This is a genomic window from Streptomyces enissocaesilis (genome assembly GCF_039533765.1).
Lineage (GTDB): Bacteria > Actinomycetota > Actinomycetes > Streptomycetales > Streptomycetaceae > Streptomyces > Streptomyces enissocaesilis.
The window spans coordinates 169,929-191,681 of the sequence record NZ_BAAAUD010000034.1; the positions used below are offsets into that span (position 1 = coordinate 169,929).

The window sequence follows — 21,753 nt, forward strand, 5'->3', positions numbered from 1 at the left end:
TCGACGGTGACGCGTTCGGTGACGCGTTCCATGCGTACGGCTCAACGCCCCCAGCGCAGCGCGGCGGTCTCGACCGGCGCGTCCCACAGGCGCAGCAGTTCCTCGTCGACCTGGCAGAGCGTCACCGAGCAGCCCGCCATGTCCAGCGAGGTGACGTAGTTCCCGACGAGCGTACGGGCCACGGCGACACCCCGCTCGGACAGCACGCGCTGCACCTCGGCGTTGAATCCGTACAGCTCCAGCAGCGGAGTGGCGCCCATCCCGTTGACGAGTACGAGCACGGGCCGCGTCGGCCGCAGATCCTCCAGCACCGTGTCGACCACGAAGTCCGCGATCTCGCCCGAGGTCATCATCGGCCGTCGCTCCCGGCCCGGCTCACCGTGGATACCGATGCCCAACTCGAGTTCGCCGGGCGGCAGATCGAAGGTCGGGGAACCCTTCGCGGGCGTGGTGACGGCGCCGAGCGCGACCCCGAAACTCCGGGAGGACTCGTTGACCCGCCGGGCGACGGCCGCCACCCGGTCCAGCGGTGCGCCCTCCTCGGCCGCGGCGCCCGCGATCTTCTCGACGAAGAGCGTCGCGCCCGTACCGCGCCGGCCCGCCGTGAAGAGACTGTCGGCCACGGCGACGTCGTCATTGACGACGACCTTGGCGACCTGGACGCCCTCGTCCTCCGCCAGCTCGGCGGCCATGTCGAAGTTGAGCACGTCGCCGGTGTAGTTCTTGACGACGAACAGCACCCCCTGCCCGCTGTCGACCGCGGCCGCGGCCCGCACCATCTGGTCGGGAACGGGCGACGTGAACACCTCGCCGGGACAGGCGGCGGACAGCATCCCGGGCCCGACGAACCCTCCGTGCAGCGGTTCGTGCCCACTGCCCCCACCCGACACGAGGCCCACTCTGTCCGCGACGGGTGCGTCGCGCCGTACGACGACACGGTTCTCCACATCGACCGCGAGCTGGGGATGTGCGGCGGCCATTCCGCGCAGCGCGTCCGCGACGACCGTCTCTGCCACGTTGATGAGCATCCTCAACGGTTCCTCCTGGGTAGGTTGCCAGCTAGGCCCTGGTGCGGGGTATTGCCTGGTCAGCAGGTCTGTAGGGGTTCGTGGCATGCAGCGGTCGGTGGCGCCCTCAGGCGGTGTCCGGCGGGGCGGATGCCGACTTTACTGACTCTTCGTCAGGAGCACTCGGCTGTTTTCGGGACGAGGACGTCGTCCAGTATCGAAGAGGCGGACCCTGTCGGGAAGCGACGCGTCGAAGGCTGAGCACAGTCCTGCGGCACAGATGTGATTCGGCCATGGTGAAGGAGGGGAGTCCGTCGTGACTCGCGCGCGGCTTGCGTACTCTTCGCCAGCTGCCTTTGGCTGCGATGCGGGTGCGCAGCAGGGGCGGATGCTGGGGCAAAGGGGGTTCCACGCTTGACGGAGCGCTCGGGAGCCGGGCTGAGCAGTCCGCCAGTCGAACTCGCGAGAGCTGCCAGGACTGATTGGACGTGGCTCCTCAGGCTACGACACCCCCACTTGGTCCGTGGATTCCCAAGGGGCCGGCCGTGACGCCAGCGGAAACGCTCGCAGGAGTCACCGCGCCTCAATGCGTCACGCCCATGAGTGGGCGGTTCGTTTCGAGGGGCATTGAGGTCGGCGATGGGGGCACCTACGTCATGAAGTCCGCTACCGGGTGGCACTGACCTGCATCGATGCGGCTGAGCACGCCCCTGACCTGCGCGGACAAGTCAAAATGACAAGCAACACCGCAGCCGTCCGTACCCTGGAGCATCAACGCTGACTGGAGCATCAACGCTGAAAGGCTCGATGTCAGATCCCGGCGATAATGTCCGTCCGTGAGGTGCCTGGGGCGTGTGATCCTGCGCTGTGTCGGAGGACACATGGCTCTGTTGACTTCCGCACTGCTGGCGAAGGCAGCCATGCCGTGGGCTGGCAAGCTCGCGCTGAGCGGCTTCACGAAGGTCATTCGCAGGCCCAGGGCGGCGCGTGCCGCGGCCAAGCGGACCGCTGAGGTCGGGATTCGAGTGACGGCGAAGTCGCTGCGAATCTGGCTGGCGCGCAAGGACACCGGCGAACAGCTGCGCACATGCAACGAGGCATCGCTCGACCAGGCGGCCGGACGCCTCGCTTGCATGATGCCCGGCACCAGCGCTGAGGAACGCCGCCGCAATGCGCTGCAGGTGCTGTCGATGGTGATGGAGGAGTCGGTACGTGCCGCCGATGCCTCGCAGGCGGCCCTTCTCGTCGGAAGCTGGGGGCTGGTGGTCAGTTCCCCCGTCCCTCCGGGGTCAGTGCCCCCGGAGCGACGGGGAGGCACTTCAGCGTGCGTCAGTTGCCGACCGTGCGCCAGGCAGCGGAAAACCGTCCGTTCTCGCGGAAGGAGGCAATGAAGCGAAGCCGAGCGGTGCCCGGTTCGGCGACTGCCGCCGGGGTGGGTTGCTGGCGCGCTTGCTTGACGAACGTGCCCGCACGACGGCGAAGGTCGCCGAGTTGCAGGCGGCGGGCCAACGCCTCGACGCCTTGATCGCCCTCGCCGCACACCCGGACTCCGACTCGTGTCCGGCCACACTCGACCAGGCGGTCACGAGAAGTCCCGCCCCGTAGACGTCCTTCTTCTGCCGGGAAGCCATGTGGTGGACGGCGCGGGAGCCTCGTGCGTTGCGAGAACCGATCCCGCCACCCGATCAGTGGCCACGCTTGTCCTCGCTGGGCTGATCGGCGTACAACGCCCGCGAAAACGCTCAGTGAGTCCGCCCCGCATACCAGAGGGCGCAGAGGTGATGACCGTCCTTATCGCCCATCCGCCGGGTTCTGCGGGCACTCCTCCGCACCGTCACTCAGGGCCTGCGTTCGACCACGTCCTGGAAGGGGAGATGTGCTTCGAACGGGAAGGCGAACCCGGACGCGTTCTCATGGCCGGGGACACCTTCTGGGAGCCCGGCGGCGACGTCATCCACTACCAGGACGGGAACAACCGCAGTGCTACCTGGTGCCGCTTCCTGGTCACCATGATCTGCGCGCCCGGCCGGCCCATGCTTACCCTGGTCGAACCCGATGAACTGCAACAGCGCAAAGACCGCCGCGCGCCCCGCCCCACTTGAACGTCAGGCAGCAGGCTGCGGGTCGGCCATCCGGGGGCTGCCATGGCACGCAGGGCCGAGTTGACTCCCGCGAACCTGGATAGTTAGTGTCCAGGTATGCGGATGAGTCGGGGCGTCGAGTGGGCGGTGCACACGCTGCTGAACCTCGCGTGGTCGGCCGGTGACGAGCCGGTCTCGGTGGCCACGCTCGCCGAGGGGCACGACCTGCCGCGCTCCTACCTCAACAAGCAACTCCAGCAGTTGGTCAAGGCGGGACTGCTCGCCTCCGTCCCGGGTGCGCGCGGCGGGTTCCTGCTCGCACGGCCCGCGGAGTCGATCACCCTGCTGGACGTCTTCGATGCCATCGAGGGCGCTGACCCGCTGTTTCGCTGCACGGAGATCCGGCAGTGCGGCACCGTCGGCATGCGCACAGCCTGCGACTTCGCCACCGCCTGCGCGGTCAAGACCGCCATGGGACGCGCCGAGGAGGCGTGGCGCGGGGCGCTGGCCGCGCAGTCGCTCGCCGATGTGCGGGCAAAGGCCGACACGCACGCGCCGTCCATGAAGCGGACGGTGCGCGGCGCCTTCGGTCTCGACTGAAACGAACACACAGAGCGCGGCCCGTGCCGGCCGCGCCTTTTTCGGAAGGTGAATCTGGATGAAAAATATCCTGGTTATAGGTGGCGGTTTCGCCGGCGTCTGGAGCGCGGTGGGAGCCGTCCGCACCGCCCGTGAGCAGGGCATCGACCCCGCTGAACTGCAGGTCACCCTGGTCAGCAATACCGACGACCTGGTGATCAGGCCCCGTCTGTACGAGGCAGACCCCCAGGCCATGCGCGTCGCGCTGGACCGCGTCCTGGGCCCGGTGGGCATCCGGCGGGTCGCCGCCACGGTCACCGGGATCGACACCGACTCCCGCCAGGTCACGGCCCTCGGCCGCGACGCACAGCCCCTCACCCTCGGCTACGACCGTCTCGTGCTGGCCGCGGGCAGCCAGGTCGTACGGCCCCAGCTGCCCGGAACGCAGTGGCTGTTCGACATCGACACCCTGACCTCGGCCGCCAGGCTCGACCACCACCTGCGGCGCCTGCCGCAGTCGGCACCTTTCGACGGACAGTTCACCGCGGTCGTCGTGGGAGCGGGCTTCACCGGCCTGGAGATCGCCACCGAACTGTCCGGACGGCTGCGCGACCTCGCCCCCGACGAACGACGCGACGAGGTGAAGGTCGTTCTGGTGGAGCGGGCGGAGAACGTCGGTCCCGAGCTCGGACAGGGCCCGCGCCCCCACATCACCCAGGTCCTTGAGGACCTCGGCATCGAGCGCCGTCTGCGGACCACGGTCGATGGCGTGGGCGAACGGTCGGTGACGCTGTCGGACGGCGAGACGGTGCCTGCCGCGACCACCGTGTGGACCGCGGGTATGACCGCCAGCCCCCTCACCGCCTTCGTTCCCGGCGAGCGGGACCGGATCGGGCGGCTGGTCGTCGACGCACACCTGCGGGTCAAGGGGGTTGCGGGGGTGTTCGCCGCCGGTGACACCGCCGCCGCCGAGGCCGAGCCCGGCCACCTGACGACACAGAGCTGCCAGCACGCCGTCCCTCTGGGCAAGTTCGCCGGGCGCAACGTCGCCGGCGATCTCCTGGGCCTGGACCTGGTCCGCTTCGCGCCCGACCCGTACGTGACCTGCCTCGACCTCGGCCCCGCAGGAGCCGTCGTCACCTCCGGATGGGACCGCACGGTCCAGACGACCGGCCAGGAAGCCAAGAAGCTGAAGCAACAGATCAACAGCGACTGGATCTACCCCCCGGTCGACGACGCCGACCTCATCCTCCGGTGGGCCGATCACCGCACCACCTGGCCCACTGCGGAAGTAGCCGCGTAAAAATTTTGCTGGTTTCCCCCGGCCTCGACCGGGGGAAACCAGCTGGGTGTTCCCCGCCTGTAGGCGGTGCTCACCGGCAGCGCGGCGACGAATGTACTGATGACGATTGTCCATCGAGGGCTGGTCGTCGAGCGCGCAGTCGGACCAAGGCTGCCCGCCGGAGCCCGCACCTGCCCTGAGGATCGACGACTGTGCCCAGCTCGTTCGAGGTGGGCACAGTGGCGGAAGCGACCCTCGCACACTGTGCGAAGGGGCGCCGTGCAACGCAACCCTGCCCGCGCTGGCACGCAGCGCCGGGCTCACCGGCCGCTCGCGTTCCGTGGCGGTCCTTGGCATCTGCCACACCGGCTTCGATGGGTCTGCCTGGCTGCGCCCCAGGGCGCAAGGCCAGGATGCCTGCTCCGGGAAGGGGCCCGTTCGCGAGAGAAGTGCGGCCCTGACTCGCGGGCGCGCGGGGGCCTGGCTGTGGGCCGGGGGTCAGGCCGGGGTGGTGGCAGTGCGTTGTTCCTGGGATGCGAGGACTGCGGGCATGTTGGCTTCGATGTGGCTGATGAAGGCCATGAGGTGGTCGGCGGTGCTCTCGCCCAGGGGGGTGAGGGAGTAGTTGACGCTCGGGGGCATCGCGGTGAGGACCTCGCGGCTGACGAAGCCGTCGCGCTCCAGGGCCTGGAGGGTCTGGGCGAGCATTTTCTCGCTGACCCCGTCGATGCGCCGGCGCAGGGCGTTGAAGCGTGCCGGGCCTTTGCGCAGGCCCGCGAGGACCAGGACGCCCCAACGGCCCGTCAGATGGTCCAGGACCTGACGGGACGGGCATTGCTTGGCGAAGACGTCGAACTCCAGCGCGGCCGCCTGGCGGTCGTCCTCGGTGGACAACTCGTTCATGAAATGGCTCCTTCGTTCCCTTTCACGTTACCCCCACCACAGTGCTGCGTGAAAGTTGGCACTAACTTTTGGTTAGCGTATGGTCGGTGGAGCCGCCGGGACGTCACCCGGCCCCCTCCCCGCACACGAAGGAATCCGTCATGATCGTCGTCACCGGCGCCACCGGACAGTTCGGCCACCAGGTCATCGAGCACCTCCTTGAGCGCGGTGTGCCCGCCCAGCAGATCGCCGCGGCGGTGCGCACCCCCGCCAAGGCGGCGGATCTGGCCGCCCGGGGCGTCGAGGTCCGTCTCGCCGACTACGAGCGGCCCGAGACCCTCCTGGCCGCGTTCGCCGGCGTGGACAAGCTGCTGCTCGTCTCCTCGACCGGCCCGGACGACACCCGTATCGTCCAGCACCGCGCGGCCGTCGAGGCCGCGGCCAAGGCCGGCGTCGGCCTGATCGCCTACACCTCGGTCACCGCAGCCCCCACCAGCCCGCTGAGCCTGGCGCGCGTGCATCGCGACACCGAGCAGGCCATCGCCGAGAGCGGCCTGCCCGCGGTGCTGCTGCGCAACGGCTGGTACACCGAGAACTACACCGCGGCCCTCCCCGACGCCGTCGCGCGCGGCGCCATCGCGGGCAGCGCGGGCCAGGGCCGGATCGCCTCCGCCACCCGCGCGGACTTCGCCGAAGCCGCCGCCGTGGTCCTCACCCGCGACGATCAGGCCGGCAAGGTCCACGACCTCACCGGTGACACCGCCTGGTCGCTGCCGGAACTGGCCGCCGAGGCCGCCGCCCAGTCCGGCAGGCCCGTCACCTACACAGACCTGCCCGCCGAGCAGTACCGCCAGATCCTCACCGGCGCCGGCCTGCCCGACTTCGTCACCGACCTGATCGTCGACGCCGACATACAGGTCTCCCACGGCGCACTGGCCCACATCACCACCGACCTCGGCGAACTCCTGGGCCGGCCGACCACCCCGCTGTCCACCGCCGTCACCCAGGCCCTCGCCGCCTGACACCCGCCGTAGCCCCCTCCCGCCACCACCTGCACAGACCAGAAGGAACACCATGATCATGCGCGTAGAGATCTGGGGCGACATCATCTGCCCCTGGTGCTACATCGGCACCGCCCGCTTCGAAAAAGCCCTGGCCGGCTTCGCCCACCGCGACCAGGTCGAAGTCGTCCACCGCTCGTTCGAACTCGACCCCACTCGCGACCAGGCGCACATCGAGCCGGTGCACCAGATGCTGGCCGACAAGTTCGGCCCCCAGGGCCCCGGCATGGACCAGCAGGTCGCGAAAACAGCGGCCGGCGAAGGGCTCGCCTACCGCACCGACCGCCAGGTCGGCAGCACCCTGGACGCCCACCGCCTCCTGCACCTCGCCAAGGCGCACGGCCGCCAGCACCAGCTGCTGAAGCTGCTCTTCGAAGCCAACTTCGCCCAGGCCCGGACCATCTTCACCTCCGACGCCCTCCTCGACCTTGCCACCCGCGCCGGACTCGACGCGGACGAGGCCCGTCGCGTCCTTCACGACCCTGACGCCTACCTCGACGCCGTCCGCGCCGACGAGAAGGAAGCCGCCCGCCTCGGAGCCACCGGCGTCCCCTTCTTCGTCATCGACCGCCGCTACGCCCTCTCCGGAGGCCAGCCGGCCGAAGCCTTCACCCAGGCGCTGAACACCGCCTGGACCGAGCGCCCGCCCACCGAGACCGCCCCGGCAGGAGCCGTCTGCGGCCCGGACGGCACCTGCGCCGTCCCGCCCGCCAGGCCGTAACCAGGCAGCTGCCCAGCGCATTCACCGAAACCCACGGATTTTTCCCGCACCGCATGGGCCTCGCCCTTCCCCGCCCCTGGCCTGGCCGCAACGCCAATCGCGTCGGTAGGTGCTTCGCTGCGTACCTCTCTCACCCGTCCGGCCGTCGTGCATGGCGCGGGGCCTCAGCCACCTCAACCTTGAAAGGGTCCCCTCGTCCGTGCCGCCCGTGTGCCCGGCCGCAGGCAGGCCCCCCGAACTTCGAACGGAGCAGCTGTGTCGGATCTTGAGCAGAATAAGAAGGTCGTCGTCGACTACTACCAGACGGCGTTCGGCGGCAACCCGCAAAAGGCCATCGCCGATCACTTCGGCCCCGTCTACGTCCAGCACAACCCCGACGCCCAGGACGGCCCCGAGGCGTTCACCGGCTTCGTGACCTGGCTGCGCGGCGAATACCCCAACCTGCGCCTGGAGATCAAGCGGGTCATCGCCGAAGGCGACATGGTCGTCACCCACTCCCACCTCGACCTGGAGCCCGGCAACCCCGACAACCCCGGCCGCGCGCTGGCGGACTTCTTCCGCCTGGAGAACGGCAAGGTCGTCGAGCACTGGGACGTCATCCAGGACGTCCCCACCCAGGCGGCCAACGACAACGGCATGTTCTGATGCCGGCGCAGCCACTCGCACCCGAGACGGCCGACGCGCCCGTCGCCGTGGTGCGCCGCCAGTACCTGGCATCGGCCACCGGGGACCTCGACCTGTGGCGTACGACGGTGGCCGCCGACGTGGAGTGGATCGAGGCGGCCGGTTCTCCCCTGGCCGGCACCTACCGCACTCCGGACGGCGTGATCAGCGGCGTGTTCGAGCAACTCGCCGCCGCCTGGGACGACTGGATCACCCACGACGACACCTACGTCGTCGACGGCGAGCGGGTCGTCGTACTCGGCCGCTACAGCGCGGTCAACAAGGCCACCCGCAAGACGATGAGCGTCCGCGTCGCGCACTGCTTCATCGTGCGCGACGGAAAGATCGTGCGCTTCGAGCAGATCGTCGACCCCGCCGGCGTCCACACGGCCATGACCGCCTGACATCGCCCTCCGCCTACGGGGGTGTCGCCGTCGCCGTGATCAAGGCAGCGGCTTGGACCCTTTCCGGTTGCCACACCGTTCGCACCGGGGCGCTGTCGTCCTCATCCAGCCCGGCCGTGGCCGGGTCGTGCAGGGGCCGCGAGCCCCCGCCGGCCGGGGCGGACGCGCGGAAGCTGTAGCGGCGCAGGCAGTTGGGTTTGACGTGGTGCAGCGGGAAGAGCCGGCCAACACACTCGGACCCGTCGGAAGAGCGGCGACAATGCCGGCCGGCGTCCTGCAAATCGTGAGATCGAAGCCATTGAGGGCGACCCGGCGCCGCCAAAACGCACCACACTGCCCACCGGACTGATCGTGCGGGGCTCCGCAATGGTACCCACCTCGGCGATCCGCTGATCCTTTGGAGGGTCGTGTGGCACGAGGGTCGGGAGACAGGGCACCTGTGTGAGGTTCTTACTGTTCCGTGCCGTTCGGCTCGTCGGCGCAGACCGAAGGCGAACACGCCTGGACTCCGCTCAGTGTGGAGAGATCATCGAGCGGGTCACCATCCACCAAGAGGAGCGCGGGCGCTCTTCGCGGGAGGAGCCGGGGTTCGGCGGTGTAGTGGTGAGAGTGAGGAGTCGTCCGGGCGATCATGGCTGGTGTCGGGCTGGTCTCCTACTTCGTGCGGGACGACGCCAGCACCTGGAAGCCCTGATCGCCTCCTGGGCTGCCACTCAGCTTGACTCTGTCGGGGAGTGTGTCCTGAACGCGATGGGGATGACGTCGGGGCAGGCCCCCTTCATGGTGTCTTTCGGCGGTGCCACCGGTGACGTCAGCGAGAGCCTGAACGGCCTCATCGGCTGCTGCCGGCCGTACCAGCGTGCCGGGAAGCCTGCCCCCTGGGTCGTCCACGACATGCCCCTCGTCGACGAAGTGCATGAACTGGGCTGGCCGGGACGAGGCCGGGAGCAGTGGACGGAAGCCTGGAGGAGACGGGCGGGATTTAGTTCTGTTGACATAATTATGTTTGCAGAACTATATTCGAGGCATGAGCGACTCAGCAGACGATGTGGCCCTGCGGCAGACCGCGTACGGGCTCGTAGGGGTGCTTCCGGCCCTGAACCGGGCCCTGGACCGGCGCGCCGACCGTGAGTTCCCGTTTCCCAAGCCGCCTGAGGTTCAGATGGCGATGCTCAGCCTGGTGGAGAGCCGCGACGGGATCACCGTGCTTGAGGCGGCCGGCATCCTGCTGATGAAGCCGAGCAATGCCAGCACCCTGGTCTCCCAGATGGTGAAGGCCGGACTGCTCCGCCGGGAGCAGGACGCGCTCGACAAGCGGGTCTGGCATCTGCATGTGACCGAGGAGACCCGTGTCCGGCTGAGGGATGTGGAGGACCTGTACTGCGGCTATGTCGTGGCTGGGTTGAACGCCCTCGACGAGGACGAGCGGGCCGCCTTGGCGCAGGCGCTTCCGGCGTTGCGCTCGCTGGCCCGGCAGGTCCACCCCAACATCCACTGACCGCTCCCGTTCTGTCGGAAGGATTTAGAGGTACGTCCGATGTCCTGCACCACCCTTTCCGCCCCGGCGGCCGCAGCGCCGCAGGCGCCGCCCGCACAGCGTTCGCATCCGTGGCTGACGCTGGCCGCTGTGGCCCTCGGCGTGTCGATGATCGGGCTGGACAGCTCTGTCGTCTCGCTGGCGAACCCCGCTATTGGCCGTGATCTGCACGCCTCGACCGCCGGTCTGCAGTGGGTCACCAACGCCTACCTGCTGGCCCTGGCCGCGACGCTGATCCTGGGCGGGAAACTGGGCGACCGCTTCGGCCGCCGTACGGTCTATCTGGTAGGTGTGGTCGGCTTCACGCTCGCCTCACTCGCCATCGGCCTGTCCGGCGGCATCGAAGGCGTCGTTGCCTTCCGCGCCGCGCAAGGGGCCTTCGGGGCCCTGATGCTGCCCAACACCCTGGGCATCCTGCGTGCGGCGTTCCCGCCGGGGAAGTTCACCATGGCCGTCGGTATCTGGGCCATGGTCTCCTCCGCCTCGACCGCGCTCGGCCCGATCGTGGGCGGGTTGCTGGTCGAACACGTCGACTGGGAATCGGTCTTCTACCTCAACGCGCCGCTCGGCCTCATCACCCTGGTCTTCGGCCTGCTGGTCCTGCCGCAGAGCCGCAGCGCCGCCCGGGGGCAGAAGTTCGACATCCCCGGTGTGCTGCTGCTGGCGCTGGGCCAGATCCTCCTGGTCTTCGGCATCGTCAAGGGCGAAAGCTGGGGCTGGACCTCCGCCGCGACCCTGACCGGCCTGGGAACGGGCATCGCAGTCCTGCTGCTCTTCGGCTGGTACGAGACCCGCACCCCGCATCCCCTGCTGCCGATGCGCCTGTTCCGCAACCGGACGCTGACCATCGGCGCGAGCATCACCGCGCTGAACTTCCTCGTGCTGCTCGGCTCGATGTTCTTCGTCATGCTCTACCTGCAGAACGTCCAGGCCATGAGCCCGGTCGAGGCCGGGGTGCGCACCCTGCCGCTGAGTCTGGGGACCCTGGCCGCCGCTCCGGTCGGCGCGGCGCTGACCGAACGGCTCGGTGCCCGCCTGACCATGCCGGCCGGCCTGCTGCTGCTGGCCCTGGCCTCCTTCGGGATGCTCACCTGGGACACCGGCACCTCCTACGCTCTGCTGTGGCCGCCGCTGGTCGCGCTGGGTGTGGGCAGCGGGATGGTGATGGCCGCCACCTCCGAAGCGGTCCTGGCCGGCGCGCCGGTGGAGGATGCCGGGGTAGCCGGCGGTATCCAGAGCACGGCGATCCAGATCGGCGGAGCGCTCGGCACCTCCGTCCTGGTCTCACTGATCGGCAGCCGCGTCGCCGCCACCCTAACCGCCGAACTGGCCGGCGCGGGAGTGCCCGCCGCACTGGCCGGCAAGCTGAGCGCCGCCAAGGACGCGGTGGCCATGGGCGGCGCACCCCCCGCCGGTCACCTACCGGCCCGCATGCAAGCCGCAGTCGCCGAGGGCAGTTCCCAGGCGTTCATGAACGGCCTGCACACCGCGGCCCTCGCCGCCGGCCTGCTGTGCGTCGCAGGAGCCGTACTCGCCACCGTCGGCGTGCGGCGCAACCCGCGCTGATCGAGCCTGGCCGGCAGGCCGCTCGACCGTACAGAACCGTCCGCCCCGGCCGATCCGGCAGGCCCCGCACACCCGGGCGACCTGCCCGGAGGCCATGGGCGTACGCCGGTACCCGCTACCGGTCCCCTCACAAGATCACAGAAGAGAGATTCAGTCATGAGCATTGTCGTCACCGGCGCCACCGGACAGCTGGGACAGCTGGTTGTCGAAGGGCTGCTGGAGAAGGTCCCCGCCGACCAGATCGCCGCCGTCGTACGCAACGAGGAGAAGGCCGCCCCGCTCGCCGCCCGCGGCGTCCAGGTCCGGATCGCCGACTACGACCAGCCCGACACCCTCACCACCGCCTTCCACCCCGGCGACAAGGTCCTGCTCATCTCCGGCAGCGAACTGGGCAAGCGGGTCCCCCAGCACCAGGCGGTCGTGGACGCCGCCCGCGCAGCCGGCGTCGCCCTGCTCGCCTACACCAGCATCCTCGGCGGCCCCAAGGCCGACTTCACCCTCGGCCGCGACCACCAGGCCACCGAGGAGATCATCCAGGACTCCGGCCTGCCGCACGTCCTGCTGCGCAACGGTTTCTACAGCGACGACTACCTCAACGGCCTCGCCGACACCCTCAAGCGCGGCCGGATCGACGGCAACGCAGGCTCCGGCAAGGTCGCCTCCGCCACCCGCGCCGACTTCGCCGCAGCCGCCGTCACCGTCCTCACCGAAGACGGCCACCAGGGCCGCACCTACGAACTGAGCGGCGACACGGCCTGGACCTTCACCGACCTCGCCGCCGAGATCAGCCGCCGGTCCGCCACCGAGGTCACCTACAACAACCTCGCTCCCGCCGAACGCCGGACCGCTCTCCTCCAGGCGGGACTGCCCGAAGCGATCGCCGACCTGCTGGTCGACATCGACGACGCCATCGCCCGCGGCCTGCTCGCCGACGCCTCCGGCGACCTCAGCCGACTCATCGGCCGCCCCACCACACCCATCACCGAAACCATCGCAAACGCGCTCAAGGCACTCTGAGTAACCGTGTAAGGGTCTGCCCGGCCGCTGCATGCAGCGGCCGGGCAGACGGCCGTCTGCCCCATCGACGTGCTGATCGCGAACGCCGGTTATGGCCTGCGGTCGGAGGAGGTCCTGGGCGTGAACATCGAGAACCTGGACTTCGCCAGCCGCCGCGTCCTCACTCAGACCGGTGGGGCGAACCATCGCCCGTCCACAGTGTGCTTCCACCCGGCCTCGGACAGGGGCTGCGTGGCGGCGGCGACGGTCTTCACGTCTGCCGGGGCACCGACGGCCGTGTCCCAGCCGCCGCCCTCGGCGAGGTGATCCAGCAGTTCCTGGAGCACTGGGGCTGGAGTTGCGGCGGTCGCGGTGAGGACCCACATGCGGTCGGAGACAGGCGTCTCGTACGCGGCGATGGTCCAGGCGGTCTCGCGGAGGTGGGCTTCGTGGACGCGCTCGATGCGCAGGGTCTGGGACTCGTGGATCGCGTGGGTCGTCTCGTCCGACCAGGTCCGTTCCCTGTCAAGTACAGCGTGTTGAACACATACGCACACAGGTCCTCTGGCCGGGGCTGCTCAGATGGTGCACGCAGCACGAGCGAGGCTGCGACCGGCCTCTGGTTCCGATCGCAGCCTCGCTCGCGCAGGGGTTGTCATTGATGTCAGCAACTGCCGGAGGACGCGCGCGTCTGGAGACCGGGAAGTCGCAGCAACCGCCTTCGGATGTTTCCGATTCCGGACAGGGCAGCTCGGCTTCAGCGGCATCCTGATTCCCGGCGAGCGGTTGGCGAACGCGGTGTTCGTGGTGCGGTCTGCTTACTGCAGCCCGGCTTTTGTGCGGTCAGCCGACGGAGACAGCCTCAGCGGGGTCGGTCTCGGTGGTGGCCGCGGAGTGTGTGTTCTTGGGGCCGCGGACGGCGACGTAGACGAACAGGACCCCCATGATGACGGCGCCTGCCCACATGGCCTGCTGCCAGCCGTCGACGAAGGACTGCTGGGCCGCGTGGAGTACATCCGGTGCGTGTGGTCCGGTGCTGCGAGCCACCTCGACGGCGTTGGCGACGCCTTCGCGGGCGGTGTCTGCGGCGCTTTGGGGGATGCCGTGCAGTTTGTCGTCGATGGCGTTGCGGTAGCCGGCGGACACGAGTGCGCCGAGCAGGGCGATGCCGAGTGCGGTGCCGAATTCGCGGGTGACGTCGTTGAGGGCGGAGGCGACGCCTTGCTTCTCGCGCGGCAGGGAGCCGGTGATGGCCTCCGTGGACGGGGTCATCGACAGGCCCATGCCGACGCCCAGGGCGAGCAGGCCGGGCAGGACGGACAGGTAGCCGCCGCTGACGGAGACGAACAGTGCCATGAGGGCCATGCCGACGCCGGCCAGAGCGATGCCCGCCACCATGGTCGAGCGGGCACCGATGCGTGCGGCGAGCTTGGGGGCAAGGCCGGAAGACATCATCATCGTGAGGGCTATGGGCAGCATCGCGACCGTGGACAGCAGTCCCGACCAGCCGAGTACGGCCTGGAAGAACGGGAAGAGGACCACGCCGATGCCCGCCTGGACCCCGAAGACCACCAGCAGCGTGATCGAGCCGCCCGAAAGTCCGCGCTCCCGGAACAGGCGTACGTCCAGCAGGGAGGCGTCGCGGCGGCGCAGCTCCCAGGCCACGAAACCGATGGCTGCGACAAGGCCGACGGCCAGGCTGATCAGCGTCGCGGGCGCGGTCCAGCCTTGTTCGGGGCCTTCCTGCAGGACGAAGATGAGGCCGGTCACGGCGATCACGGAGACGAGGGCGCCGACGGTGTCGAAGCGGTGGGCCGAGGTCTCGCGGGAGTTGGGAACCGACTTCAGCGTCATGGCCAGGGCTACCAGGACCAGGACCACCGGCAGGGTGAACAGCCAGCGCCAGTCGGCGACGTCGACGAGGAGCGCGGAGAGGAACATGCCCAGGATGCCGCCGCCTCCGGCGACGCCGGTCCATACGCCGATCGCCTTGCCGCGCTGCTCTTCGGGGAAGGTGGAGGTGATGACGGCGAGCGTGATCGGCATGATCATCGCGGCGCCGATACCGCTGACCACCCGGGCGGCGAGCATCATTTCCACCGTCGGGGCCAGGGCCGCGACGACGGTGGAAATGCCGAAGACTGTCAGCCCGGCAACGAGCATGGGCTTGCGGCCCAGGCGGTCGCCCAGGGCGCCGAGCGGCAGCAGCAACGCGGCCAGGGCGAGGGTGTAGATGTTGATGACCCACAGGACCGTGCTCTGGGAGGCTTCGAATTCGACGGCCATGTGGGTCTGCGCGACGTTCAGCCCGGTCACCGAGGCGATGACCGCCATCAGGGCGACGGATACCGTGATCAGGATCGTGCGCAGCTGACGCGCGTAAGGGATACCCCCGCCGTCGGCCGGCGCGGCCTGTACGGGCTGGTTCGTACTCATGGATTCCTCTCAAAAAGGGCATGGCGAGTCAGCGCCGGGACAGGGCCGGTCGCTGAACGAGAGTGAAGGGGGTGGGCGGGGCCCGGGTCACCGCGCGCATCGCAGGGTGCGGTCGCGCGGGGCCGGTCCCGTGCCGGGATGTCAGGCGGTGGGGGTCTCGTCCTGTGCTGCGGCGAGCGCGGCGTCGGTGTCCGCGGTGGCCAGCACGGCGTTGATGTGGGAGGCGGCCAGGGCGCCGGCCGCTGCGGAGGCGCCGACCTGGGCGGCGAGGTCGGTGGCGTTGCCCGCCACCCATACGCCCGGTACCTCGGTGGTGCCGGCCATGCCGGTGGCGAAGCCGCGGCCCATGTTGTCGGGCAGGTCCTGCATCGGCAGTTTCAGCCCGTCCAGGCCCTCGGTGCGGGCCTCCATCCGGGTGGCGACCGCGAGGACGCTGCGGGTCACCACCTGGCCGTCGGTCAGGCGTACCCCGGCCAGGGTGCCGTCCTGGTGGTTGGCGACTTCCTGCACTGGAGTGTCGACGATGCGGATGCCGCGGGCGGTGAACCGGGCTCGGGTGTCCTCGTCCAGGAGGGTGCCGTGGGTGAAGTAGGTCAGGTCCTCGGTCAGCTGACGGAACAGGAGCGCGTGGTGGACGGAGGCCGCTCCGGTGGCGAGGATGCCGATGGGCTCATCGCGCACCTCCCAGCCGTGGCAGTACGGGCAGTGCACGACACTGCGTCCCCAGTGCTCGGCGAGCCCAGGGACCTTGGGCAGTACATCCTTCAGGCCGGTGGCCACCAGGACCCGGCGCGCACTGATGCTCCGGCCGTCGGCCAGGGTGACGGTGAACCGCAGATCCCCGTCTTTCGCCGGGTCGGCGGACTCGGCCGAGGCCACCTCACCGGAGACGACGCGCCCGCCGTACTGGCGCACCTGCTCCCGTCCCCGCCGCAGGATCTCGGACGGCGGGGTGCCGTCCAGGACGACGAATCCGTGCACGGCCTCGGCCGGCGCGTTGCGCGGGGAGCCGCTGTCGATCACGACGACCGAGCGGCGGGAGCGGGCCAGCATCAGTGCGCCGTTCAGCCCTGCGGCGCCCCCGCCGATCACCACCACATCGACGGTCCCCTCGGGCAGCACGTCACTTGCGAACGGAGAAGTTGTCACAGCCATGGCCTCTTGCCTTTCCTCGTGCACGGGCCCCAGTCGTTGCGGACCATCTGCACACGACGTTAAACCGGAGATGCGTCGAAGACATACACTCTTGCCCATGACGCAAGAAGATGAAGATCTGGACAGCCTCGTACGCAAACGCATCCGCGCACTACGGGTCGCGCAGGGCTGGTCCTTGGAGGAGCTGGCCTCCCGCGCCCACCTCAGCCAGTCCTCGCTGAGCCGCATCGAGAACGGCCGGCGCCGCCTCGCACTGGATCAGCTGGTCACCCTCGCCCGCGCCCTGGACACCACGCTCGATCAGCTCGTGGAGACCGCCACCGACGACGTCGTCGCCAGCCCGACCATCGACAGTACCCACGGCCGGATGCGCTGGACCGTCAAGGCCGACCCCGGGATGAGCGTGGTGCGCCAGCGCATGACCGAACCGCCCCCCGAGAACCCGGCGCGCATGCGCGCCCACCCGGGACGCGAATGGCTCGTCGTCCTGTCCGGCACGGCGATCCTCATGCTCGGCCACCGCCGCTTCCGCCTCGAGACCAACCAGGCCGCCGAGTTCCCCACGATGATGCCGCACGCGATCGGAGCCGACGGCGGACCCTGCGAGATCCTCGGCATCTTCGACCGCGACGCCCGCCGCGGGCACCAGGGTGACAGCGACGACGACGCCCAAGGCACTCCCGGGTGACCGTGAGGCCGCGCGACGGCCTTCCCGGGGGCGTCTTGCGCGTGAGGCAGTACTCTCGATCATCATCTTGCGTAAACGGGGATGCTTCGTGCCGCAGGGGCATATCCGCCGTAGTGTGAAGGGCATGAACCACGCACACACCCACACCCCCCACCACGGCGCTGCACACGGGCACCACGAGCACGCAATGGACGGCCAGGCGGAGATCCTCGACCTGGACGCCGAGGTCCTCGGCGAGCACACCGCCTCCATCACCGCGTGGCTGCCGCTGCAGACCGCCCCGCACCACATCGTGGACCTGGGCTGCGGCACGGGCGCGGGCACCTTCGCCCTCCTGGACCGCTTCCCCGACGCGTATGTCACCGCCGTCGACGCCTCCGCCGAACACTTGCAGCGCCTGCGCACCAAGGCGTACACCCGCGGCGTCGAAGAACGCGTACGCACCGTGCAGGCCGACCTCGACGACGACACCTGGCCCGACCTCGGCTCACCGGACCTGATCTGGGCGTCGGCCTCGATGCACCACATGGCCCACCCCGACCGCGCACTGCGCACCGTCCACGACACGCTCGCGCCCGGCGGCCTGTTCGCCGTCGTCGAACTGGCCGGCCACCCCCGCTTCCTGCCCGCCGATGCCCCAGCAGAGCGGCCCGGCCTGGAAGAGCGCATCCACGCCGCCGCCGACCGCCGCCAAGCCGAACACGTGCCCCACCGCGGTGCCGACTGGGGCCCGATGCTGACCGCCGCCGGATTCACCGTCGAGGGCGAACGCACCATCACCGTCAACATCGAAGGCTCGCGCAGCGAAGCGGTCGGCCGCTACGCCACCGGCGTCCTGCGGCGCATCCACAGCGTCATCGCCGACAGACTGTCCCCCGAGGACCTCACCGCGCTCGACCGGCTCCTCGACACCAGCGGCCCGCACAGCATCCTGCGCCGCGACGACCTGACCGTACGCACCGAGCGCACCGTCTGGGCCGCCCGCCGCATCTGACCACGGATGGTTCCACTCGCCAGGGCGGGTTTGCCTCCGAGCCCGCGGGCGGTGGTGTCCGGGTGCGCCTTTCGTCCTGCTCGCCGGTCAGCTGTACTTTGCGGCGAAGCCACCACCCGGTAGGCAGCGACTCAGAGGCTTCGTCCTGGATGTGGCTGGGTCGGCAGCGCCTGGACCGGTGGGGCGGGCTGCGACAGGGCGTGGAGCAGCTGCCGGTTGTGCGCGGTCAGTCGGTTGACAGCGCGGACGAGGTGTTCGACATCGGTCCGCAGCTGGGCCAGCTCGGTGGCGTCCTTGCTTCGGAGCTCCTTCAGTTCGACGATCTGCCGACGCAGACGGATCTCGGATCTGGCGTCTGCCCGCGCGCCCTTACCTGCACGTAGAAGTCGTTCTTGAGGTCAAGGTGACGCTGGGTGAGCGCGTTGCGCGGCACCCCGGCTTCCTGGGCCAGGGCGACGATCGTCAGCGCGCCGTTGGAGTGCTGCGCGGTTCCCTGCAGGATGCGGTCCACGGCCGCGCGGATCCGGTCGCGTTCGTCGGGGGCGGGACTCATGCGATGCCGTCCCGGAGGGTGGTGCGGGTGCGATCGTGGGCGTCGGCGAGGTCGCGCAACCGTGTGGCGTTGTCGTGCAGGCGCTCGCCCAGCGGGCCGGGAACGCGGCCTGCCTGCTGGTCAAGTGCCGTGGCGTAATGCCGAAGGCCGACGGCGTGCTGATCGGTGCGGGCGATGTTTGCGCAGCCGGGATCGCGGGCGAGGCCGAGGGCGTACATGCCCTCCACGCCGAACGCCCCGTCGGTCCGGGCGCACCACCACACGCCATGGCCACACGTGCAGTCAGTGACGCACGCGAGGCATCTCCTCGATTCGGTTGTTCGGTCGCCGACGACCTCGGAAGGTCTCGCTCCGTCTCGTCCTCGCGCCACGCCGTGGACCCGGACACCACGAGAGGGCTCACCCAGGCCCCTCCACGAGGGCCAAAAAATTCGGACGGGGATGTCGAGAACCCGGACTGGCTCCGCCGCGCTTGGCGCGGCCCGGTGGCCGGAGCGGTCGCCTCGAAGTGAGCAGGCGGGCCGAGACCAACGGTGTGAAGCGTTGCCGACGAGGAAGCTCGGCCTGCCCTCGCCGGAGCCCATTCCGACGTCACGGCGGCAGGCCCGACGGCAACCCCGGCATCAACTCCCCTGCGAGGAAGTGAGGTTCGACGCCGGACCGGCTCTTGTAGGAGTCTACGAAGAGCCGGTCTCAGCCTGCGGAGTTTTCATGCCTTCCACCTCTAACCGACTTCGCTCGGTTGGCTGTGTACTCCTCGGACAAGGTGCAACGAAGCAAGGGATGAGTGCCGTGGACTTACTCCGTCCCGCCACATGGGCGGAAGCGCCGGACGCGAAGGCTCAGCATCCGGACGCGACGCCGATCGCGGGCGGTACCGACGTGATGGCCGGGATCAACGCGGCCGACCGTCGGCCGGCCGCTCCGCCCGACCTCACCGGGGCCGGCGAACTCGCCGAAGGGCCCGGGGCCGACGGACGGTTGCGGACCGGCGCGGGCGTGTCCTGCGCCCGGAACATTGATGAACTCGGCGCTCGGCTTCCCGGTCCGGCTGTCGCGTCCAGGACCGTGGGATCGCCAAGGACCGGTAACCGGGGCACCCTCGGCGGCCACCCGGCTACGGCGCCCCCCGCCGGCGACGGGCACCCACCGTTGGTTTCCTCCGACGCCGAGATCGGGGTTTCTCCCCTTCGCGGCAGCCGCATGACCCCGGTCGGCGAGTCCTCCACCGGCGTCAAACGCACCGCACTCGCCGAGGACGAACTGATCTCCCGCGGGTGTCACCGACCGCGCTGATCCCGGCGCTGATCCGAAGGCGGCATCCGCGGGGCGCCATTCCCCGCCCCGGGTGCGGTGTCCCGTACGGGCAGGGCACCCGGGAAGTCTCCACCCTCTCGAAAAAAAGGAGTGACCATGACTGCGAACATCCAGGAAACGAGTGCCCAGGAGCTCAAGCGCGCCTGGCTGGAAGAGGCGATCGGGTTGGCCACCAACAGCGTCACGAACGGCGGCGGTCCGTTCGGCGCACTGGTCGTCAAGGACGGCGAGGTCGTCGCGATCGGGAACAACCAGGTCACCGCGACCCTGGACCCGACGGCGCACGCCGAGGTGAGCGCGATGCGTGCCGCCTGCAAGAAACTGGACACCTTCTCGCTCGGGGGCTGCGTCCTGATCACCTCGTGTGAGCCGTGTCCGATGTGCCTCTCCTCCGCGCTGTGGGCGCGAGTCGACCGGATCGTCTACGCCGCCGACCGTGACGACGCCGCGGTGGCCGGTTTCGACGACCGCAAGTTCTACGACCTGTTCGAAAAGAAGCCCGCGTCGATGTGGCCCACGCCGGTCGAGCGGTTGGACCTGCCGAACCGTACGGCGCCGTTCGACGCGTGGCTGGCCAAATCCGACCGCGTCGACTACTGAAAACCCGGTTCGCCGTGCACTGGCATCGAGTGAACCGAGCCCATCAGATCACTGAGCCTTTCCCGGCCTGGTGGCGGTGACCGCAGGCTGGACCGTACTGCCCGACGACGAAGCTCCTGGTGGACGGGTTCTCGACCGAGAACACCCCTGTCCGCCAGGAGCTTCGTGTGCTGGCCCCCCGTCCTCGTCCGATCTGTCCGGCCGTACGCCGGAAGCCGGCTGAGGCCACGTCTGCCGGGTGGTGCGCCCGACGGGCATCCTTGTCCCAAGCAGGTCCGCCCCGGCGTGCCGCTCCGGCCACTGCGCCGGAACACGGCGTCGAAGGGGGAGCGGCTGACTCCGATCCGTCCCATCAGCGCTGTCCAAGGAGAACCTCGCGATGTGGCCCAGCATCATTGCCGTGGTCGGCACACTGCTCGGGGGCACGCTCACCGGGCTGCTTCAGATCAAGAGTGCGCGGATCGCTCAGAATGCTGCCCGTGCCGACCAGAGGGCGGAAACCCTGCGCAGGGCACTGGGCGAATTGGTGGCCGCCCTGGGCGACCACCGGCGGGCCATGTGGCATCGCGAAGTCCTGCGCCTGGACGGCGCGAGCGAGGAAGCCGTCGAGACGGCCCGCACGGCCTCCCGCACCACGCGCTCGGCCATAACCGGCCCACTGGTCACGGTATCCGTCCTTGAACAGTCCCTTGCTGAGCCGGCTCGTCAGGCTGCCCTGGCCGCGTTCAGCCTGCGCAACGCCACTGACCACCCCGACCTGGCCTCCCGCCGCGAGGCCGCCATCGCGGCGACTGACGAACTGGTCGCCGCTGCCGGCCGAGCCATGGCCTGACTTCCCGCAGGCCCGGGTGACGCGGCCCGGCCCTCCACCGATCAGGCAGTACCTGACACGTGTCCAAGACCGGACCAGGTGGGGAAGCGGAGCATTCCTGGTGAACTTCGGAGAGCCCCATGGGACCTCGCAGTCCACCCGCTCCCCGACCGCCGCGCCGTACTGGCCGATCGTTTCAGGCTGAGGTTCGAAGTGGCCTCGAGCTGGGGTGCGGCAGGCGGGCCGGAACCGGACCCGGAACCGGTTGGGGCGCCGCGGCGGACGATCCTGTGCGGGGTCCCGCGGGCCCGGACGAGGCGGCGTCACGTGCCGAAGCCGAAGCCGGGGAACAGCCGCCGGGGCGACCGCGGGGCCGGCCGCGCGGCCCTCGGACGGGCGGGATGGCGTCCAGCGGCGGGA

23 protein-coding genes and 1 pseudogene are annotated in these 21,753 nt (G+C 69.7%); 17 read left to right on the forward strand and 7 right to left on the reverse strand.

What is annotated here, in order from left to right; all coding sequences use genetic code 11:
- Window positions 1-41: 41 nt before the first annotated feature.
- Window positions 42-1,034, reverse strand: coding sequence for a dihydroxyacetone kinase subunit DhaK (gene dhaK / locus ABD374_RS15940; RefSeq protein ID WP_344495658.1), 993 nt, complete (start codon window positions 1,032-1,034; stop codon window positions 42-44).
- 854 nt (window positions 1,035-1,888) lie between these two features.
- Here dhaK and ABD374_RS15945 point away from each other — a divergent pair.
- The 5 genes from ABD374_RS15945 (at window position 1,889) to ABD374_RS15970 (ending at window position 4,970) form a co-directional block, all read left to right on the forward strand.
- A complete protein-coding gene (locus ABD374_RS15945; RefSeq protein ID WP_344495660.1) occupies window positions 1,889-2,398 on the forward strand; it encodes a hypothetical protein in 510 nt (169 codons plus the stop codon).
- Window positions 2,399-2,456: 58 nt separating this feature from the next.
- Window positions 2,457-2,612 carry a hypothetical protein gene (locus ABD374_RS15950; protein WP_344495662.1) on the forward strand — a complete coding sequence of 52 codons (156 nt, stop codon included), beginning with the start codon at window positions 2,457-2,459 and terminating at the stop codon, window positions 2,610-2,612.
- 176 nt (window positions 2,613-2,788) lie between these two features.
- Window positions 2,789-3,109: a cupin domain-containing protein gene (locus tag ABD374_RS34655; protein WP_425577252.1), complete on the forward strand. Its 321-nt coding sequence runs from the start codon at window positions 2,789-2,791 to the stop codon at window positions 3,107-3,109.
- 96 nt (window positions 3,110-3,205) lie between these two features.
- Window positions 3,206-3,688, forward strand: a complete 483-nt coding sequence (locus ABD374_RS15965; RefSeq protein WP_344495664.1) for an RrF2 family transcriptional regulator — start codon at window positions 3,206-3,208, stop codon at window positions 3,686-3,688.
- A 58-nt stretch (window positions 3,689-3,746) separates the two neighbouring features.
- Entirely contained in the window at window positions 3,747-4,970 is a 1,224-nt protein-coding gene (locus ABD374_RS15970; protein WP_344495666.1) for an NAD(P)/FAD-dependent oxidoreductase, read from the forward strand.
- A 477-nt stretch (window positions 4,971-5,447) separates the two neighbouring features.
- On the opposite strand, the gene ABD374_RS15975 is transcribed toward ABD374_RS15970, so the two are convergent.
- A complete protein-coding gene (locus tag ABD374_RS15975; RefSeq protein ID WP_344495668.1) occupies window positions 5,448-5,852 on the reverse strand; it encodes a winged helix-turn-helix transcriptional regulator in 405 nt (134 codons plus the stop codon).
- 140 nt (window positions 5,853-5,992) lie between these two features.
- Between ABD374_RS15975 and ABD374_RS15980 the strand changes: the two genes are divergently transcribed.
- The 7 genes from ABD374_RS15980 to ABD374_RS16010 all read left to right on the forward strand — a co-directional run bounded on the left by ABD374_RS15980 (window position 5,993) and on the right by ABD374_RS16010 (window position 12,800).
- Window positions 5,993-6,853 (forward strand): SDR family oxidoreductase, encoded by an 861-nt coding sequence (locus tag ABD374_RS15980; RefSeq protein WP_344495670.1) that lies wholly within the window; start codon window positions 5,993-5,995, stop codon window positions 6,851-6,853.
- A gap of 58 nt (window positions 6,854-6,911) precedes the next feature.
- Entirely contained in the window at window positions 6,912-7,613 is a 702-nt protein-coding gene (locus ABD374_RS15985) for a DsbA family oxidoreductase (RefSeq protein WP_344495872.1), read from the forward strand.
- A gap of 255 nt (window positions 7,614-7,868) precedes the next feature.
- Window positions 7,869-8,258 carry a nuclear transport factor 2 family protein gene (locus ABD374_RS15990; protein WP_344495672.1) on the forward strand — a complete coding sequence of 130 codons (390 nt, stop codon included), beginning with the start codon at window positions 7,869-7,871 and terminating at the stop codon, window positions 8,256-8,258.
- Window positions 8,258-8,680, forward strand: coding sequence for a nuclear transport factor 2 family protein (locus tag ABD374_RS15995; RefSeq protein WP_344495674.1), 423 nt, complete (start codon window positions 8,258-8,260; stop codon window positions 8,678-8,680). The genes ABD374_RS15990 and ABD374_RS15995 overlap by 1 nt, the downstream gene beginning before the upstream one ends.
- A 1,027-nt stretch (window positions 8,681-9,707) precedes the next feature.
- Window positions 9,708-10,178, forward strand: coding sequence for a MarR family winged helix-turn-helix transcriptional regulator (locus ABD374_RS16000; RefSeq protein WP_344495676.1), 471 nt, complete (start codon window positions 9,708-9,710; stop codon window positions 10,176-10,178).
- A 39-nt stretch (window positions 10,179-10,217) separates the two neighbouring features.
- Window positions 10,218-11,783: an MFS transporter gene (locus ABD374_RS16005; RefSeq protein WP_344495678.1), complete on the forward strand. Its 1,566-nt coding sequence runs from the start codon at window positions 10,218-10,220 to the stop codon at window positions 11,781-11,783.
- A gap of 156 nt (window positions 11,784-11,939) precedes the next feature.
- Window positions 11,940-12,800, forward strand: coding sequence for an SDR family oxidoreductase (locus ABD374_RS16010; protein WP_344495680.1), 861 nt, complete (start codon window positions 11,940-11,942; stop codon window positions 12,798-12,800).
- A gap of 182 nt (window positions 12,801-12,982) precedes the next feature.
- On the opposite strand, the pseudogene ABD374_RS16015 reads toward ABD374_RS16010, so the two are convergent.
- From ABD374_RS16015 to ABD374_RS16025, 3 genes and pseudogenes are all read right to left on the reverse strand, one after another.
- A pseudogene (locus ABD374_RS16015) lies at window positions 12,983-13,300 on the reverse strand (SPDY domain-containing protein); the annotation flags it as partial.
- A gap of 322 nt (window positions 13,301-13,622) precedes the next feature.
- Window positions 13,623-15,215 (reverse strand): MFS transporter, encoded by a 1,593-nt coding sequence (locus ABD374_RS16020; RefSeq protein ID WP_344495684.1) that lies wholly within the window; start codon window positions 15,213-15,215, stop codon window positions 13,623-13,625.
- A gap of 141 nt (window positions 15,216-15,356) precedes the next feature.
- On the reverse strand, window positions 15,357-16,370 hold the full coding sequence (locus ABD374_RS16025) for an NAD(P)/FAD-dependent oxidoreductase (protein ID WP_344495686.1): 1,014 nt from the start codon (window positions 16,368-16,370) through the stop codon (window positions 15,357-15,359).
- Between the two features lie 97 nt (window positions 16,371-16,467).
- Between ABD374_RS16025 and ABD374_RS16030 the strand changes: the two genes are divergently transcribed.
- Together ABD374_RS16030 and ABD374_RS16035 are read left to right on the forward strand one after the other, a co-directional pair.
- Entirely contained in the window at window positions 16,468-17,058 is a 591-nt protein-coding gene (locus ABD374_RS16030; protein ID WP_344495688.1) for a helix-turn-helix domain-containing protein, read from the forward strand.
- 124 nt (window positions 17,059-17,182) lie between these two features.
- On the forward strand, window positions 17,183-18,052 hold the full coding sequence (locus ABD374_RS16035) for a class I SAM-dependent methyltransferase (RefSeq protein WP_344495690.1): 870 nt from the start codon (window positions 17,183-17,185) through the stop codon (window positions 18,050-18,052).
- 310 nt (window positions 18,053-18,362) lie between these two features.
- Here ABD374_RS16035 and ABD374_RS16040 read toward each other — a convergent pair whose 3' ends face one another.
- Together ABD374_RS16040 and ABD374_RS16045 are read right to left on the reverse strand one after the other, a co-directional pair.
- Complete coding sequence (locus ABD374_RS16040) at window positions 18,363-18,605, reverse strand: hypothetical protein (RefSeq protein ID WP_344495692.1); 243 nt, start codon at window positions 18,603-18,605, stop codon at window positions 18,363-18,365.
- The gene (locus ABD374_RS16045; RefSeq protein WP_344495694.1) at window positions 18,602-18,823 is read right to left on the reverse strand and encodes a hypothetical protein; all 222 of its coding nucleotides are present in this window, start codon (window positions 18,821-18,823) and stop codon (window positions 18,602-18,604) included. The genes ABD374_RS16040 and ABD374_RS16045 overlap by 4 nt, the downstream gene beginning before the upstream one ends.
- Window positions 18,824-19,397: 574 nt before the next feature.
- On the opposite strand from ABD374_RS16045, the gene ABD374_RS16050 reads away from it, so the two are divergent.
- From ABD374_RS16050 to ABD374_RS16060, 3 genes are all read left to right on the forward strand, one after another.
- Window positions 19,398-19,901, forward strand: a complete 504-nt coding sequence (locus ABD374_RS16050; protein ID WP_344495696.1) for an FAD binding domain-containing protein — start codon at window positions 19,398-19,400, stop codon at window positions 19,899-19,901.
- A 117-nt stretch (window positions 19,902-20,018) separates the two neighbouring features.
- Window positions 20,019-20,522, forward strand: a complete 504-nt coding sequence (locus ABD374_RS16055; protein ID WP_344495697.1) for a nucleoside deaminase — start codon at window positions 20,019-20,021, stop codon at window positions 20,520-20,522.
- Window positions 20,523-20,901: 379 nt separating this feature from the next.
- Window positions 20,902-21,354, forward strand: coding sequence for a protein kilB (locus ABD374_RS16060; RefSeq protein WP_344495699.1), 453 nt, complete (start codon window positions 20,902-20,904; stop codon window positions 21,352-21,354).
- The last annotated feature ends 399 nt before the right edge of the window (window positions 21,355-21,753 follow it).

Bases quoted from the DNA above. Each gene is read 5' to 3' on its own strand.
- ABD374_RS15985 (WP_344495872.1), top strand. From the start codon at position 6,912: ATGCGCGTAGAGATCTGGGGCGACATCATCTGCCCCTGGTGCTACATC.
- ABD374_RS16035 (WP_344495690.1), top strand. From the start codon at position 17,183: ATGAACCACGCACACACCCACACCCCCCACCACGGCGCTGCACACGGG.
- ABD374_RS15995 (WP_344495674.1), top strand. From the start codon at position 8,258: ATGCCGGCGCAGCCACTCGCACCCGAGACGGCCGACGCGCCCGTCGCC.
- ABD374_RS34655 (WP_425577252.1), top strand. From the start codon at position 2,789: ATGACCGTCCTTATCGCCCATCCGCCGGGTTCTGCGGGCACTCCTCCG.
- ABD374_RS15980 (WP_344495670.1), top strand. From the start codon at position 5,993: ATGATCGTCGTCACCGGCGCCACCGGACAGTTCGGCCACCAGGTCATC.
- ABD374_RS16010 (WP_344495680.1), top strand. From the start codon at position 11,940: ATGAGCATTGTCGTCACCGGCGCCACCGGACAGCTGGGACAGCTGGTT.
- ABD374_RS16060 (WP_344495699.1), top strand. From the start codon at position 20,902: ATGTGGCCCAGCATCATTGCCGTGGTCGGCACACTGCTCGGGGGCACG.
- ABD374_RS15945 (WP_344495660.1), top strand. From the start codon at position 1,889: ATGGCTCTGTTGACTTCCGCACTGCTGGCGAAGGCAGCCATGCCGTGG.
- ABD374_RS15970 (WP_344495666.1), top strand. From the start codon at position 3,747: ATGAAAAATATCCTGGTTATAGGTGGCGGTTTCGCCGGCGTCTGGAGC.
- ABD374_RS16030 (WP_344495688.1), top strand. From the start codon at position 16,468: ATGACGCAAGAAGATGAAGATCTGGACAGCCTCGTACGCAAACGCATC.
- ABD374_RS15965 (WP_344495664.1), top strand. From the start codon at position 3,206: ATGCGGATGAGTCGGGGCGTCGAGTGGGCGGTGCACACGCTGCTGAAC.
- ABD374_RS16000 (WP_344495676.1), top strand. From the start codon at position 9,708: ATGAGCGACTCAGCAGACGATGTGGCCCTGCGGCAGACCGCGTACGGG.
- ABD374_RS16025 (WP_344495686.1), bottom strand. From the start codon at position 16,370: ATGGCTGTGACAACTTCTCCGTTCGCAAGTGACGTGCTGCCCGAGGGG.
- ABD374_RS16040 (WP_344495692.1), bottom strand. From the start codon at position 18,605: ATGAGTCCCGCCCCCGACGAACGCGACCGGATCCGCGCGGCCGTGGAC.
- ABD374_RS16055 (WP_344495697.1), top strand. From the start codon at position 20,019: ATGACTGCGAACATCCAGGAAACGAGTGCCCAGGAGCTCAAGCGCGCC.
- ABD374_RS15975 (WP_344495668.1), bottom strand. From the start codon at position 5,852: ATGAACGAGTTGTCCACCGAGGACGACCGCCAGGCGGCCGCGCTGGAG.
- ABD374_RS16045 (WP_344495694.1), bottom strand. From the start codon at position 18,823: ATGTACGCCCTCGGCCTCGCCCGCGATCCCGGCTGCGCAAACATCGCC.
- ABD374_RS16020 (WP_344495684.1), bottom strand. From the start codon at position 15,215: ATGAGTACGAACCAGCCCGTACAGGCCGCGCCGGCCGACGGCGGGGGT.
- ABD374_RS16005 (WP_344495678.1), top strand. From the start codon at position 10,218: ATGTCCTGCACCACCCTTTCCGCCCCGGCGGCCGCAGCGCCGCAGGCG.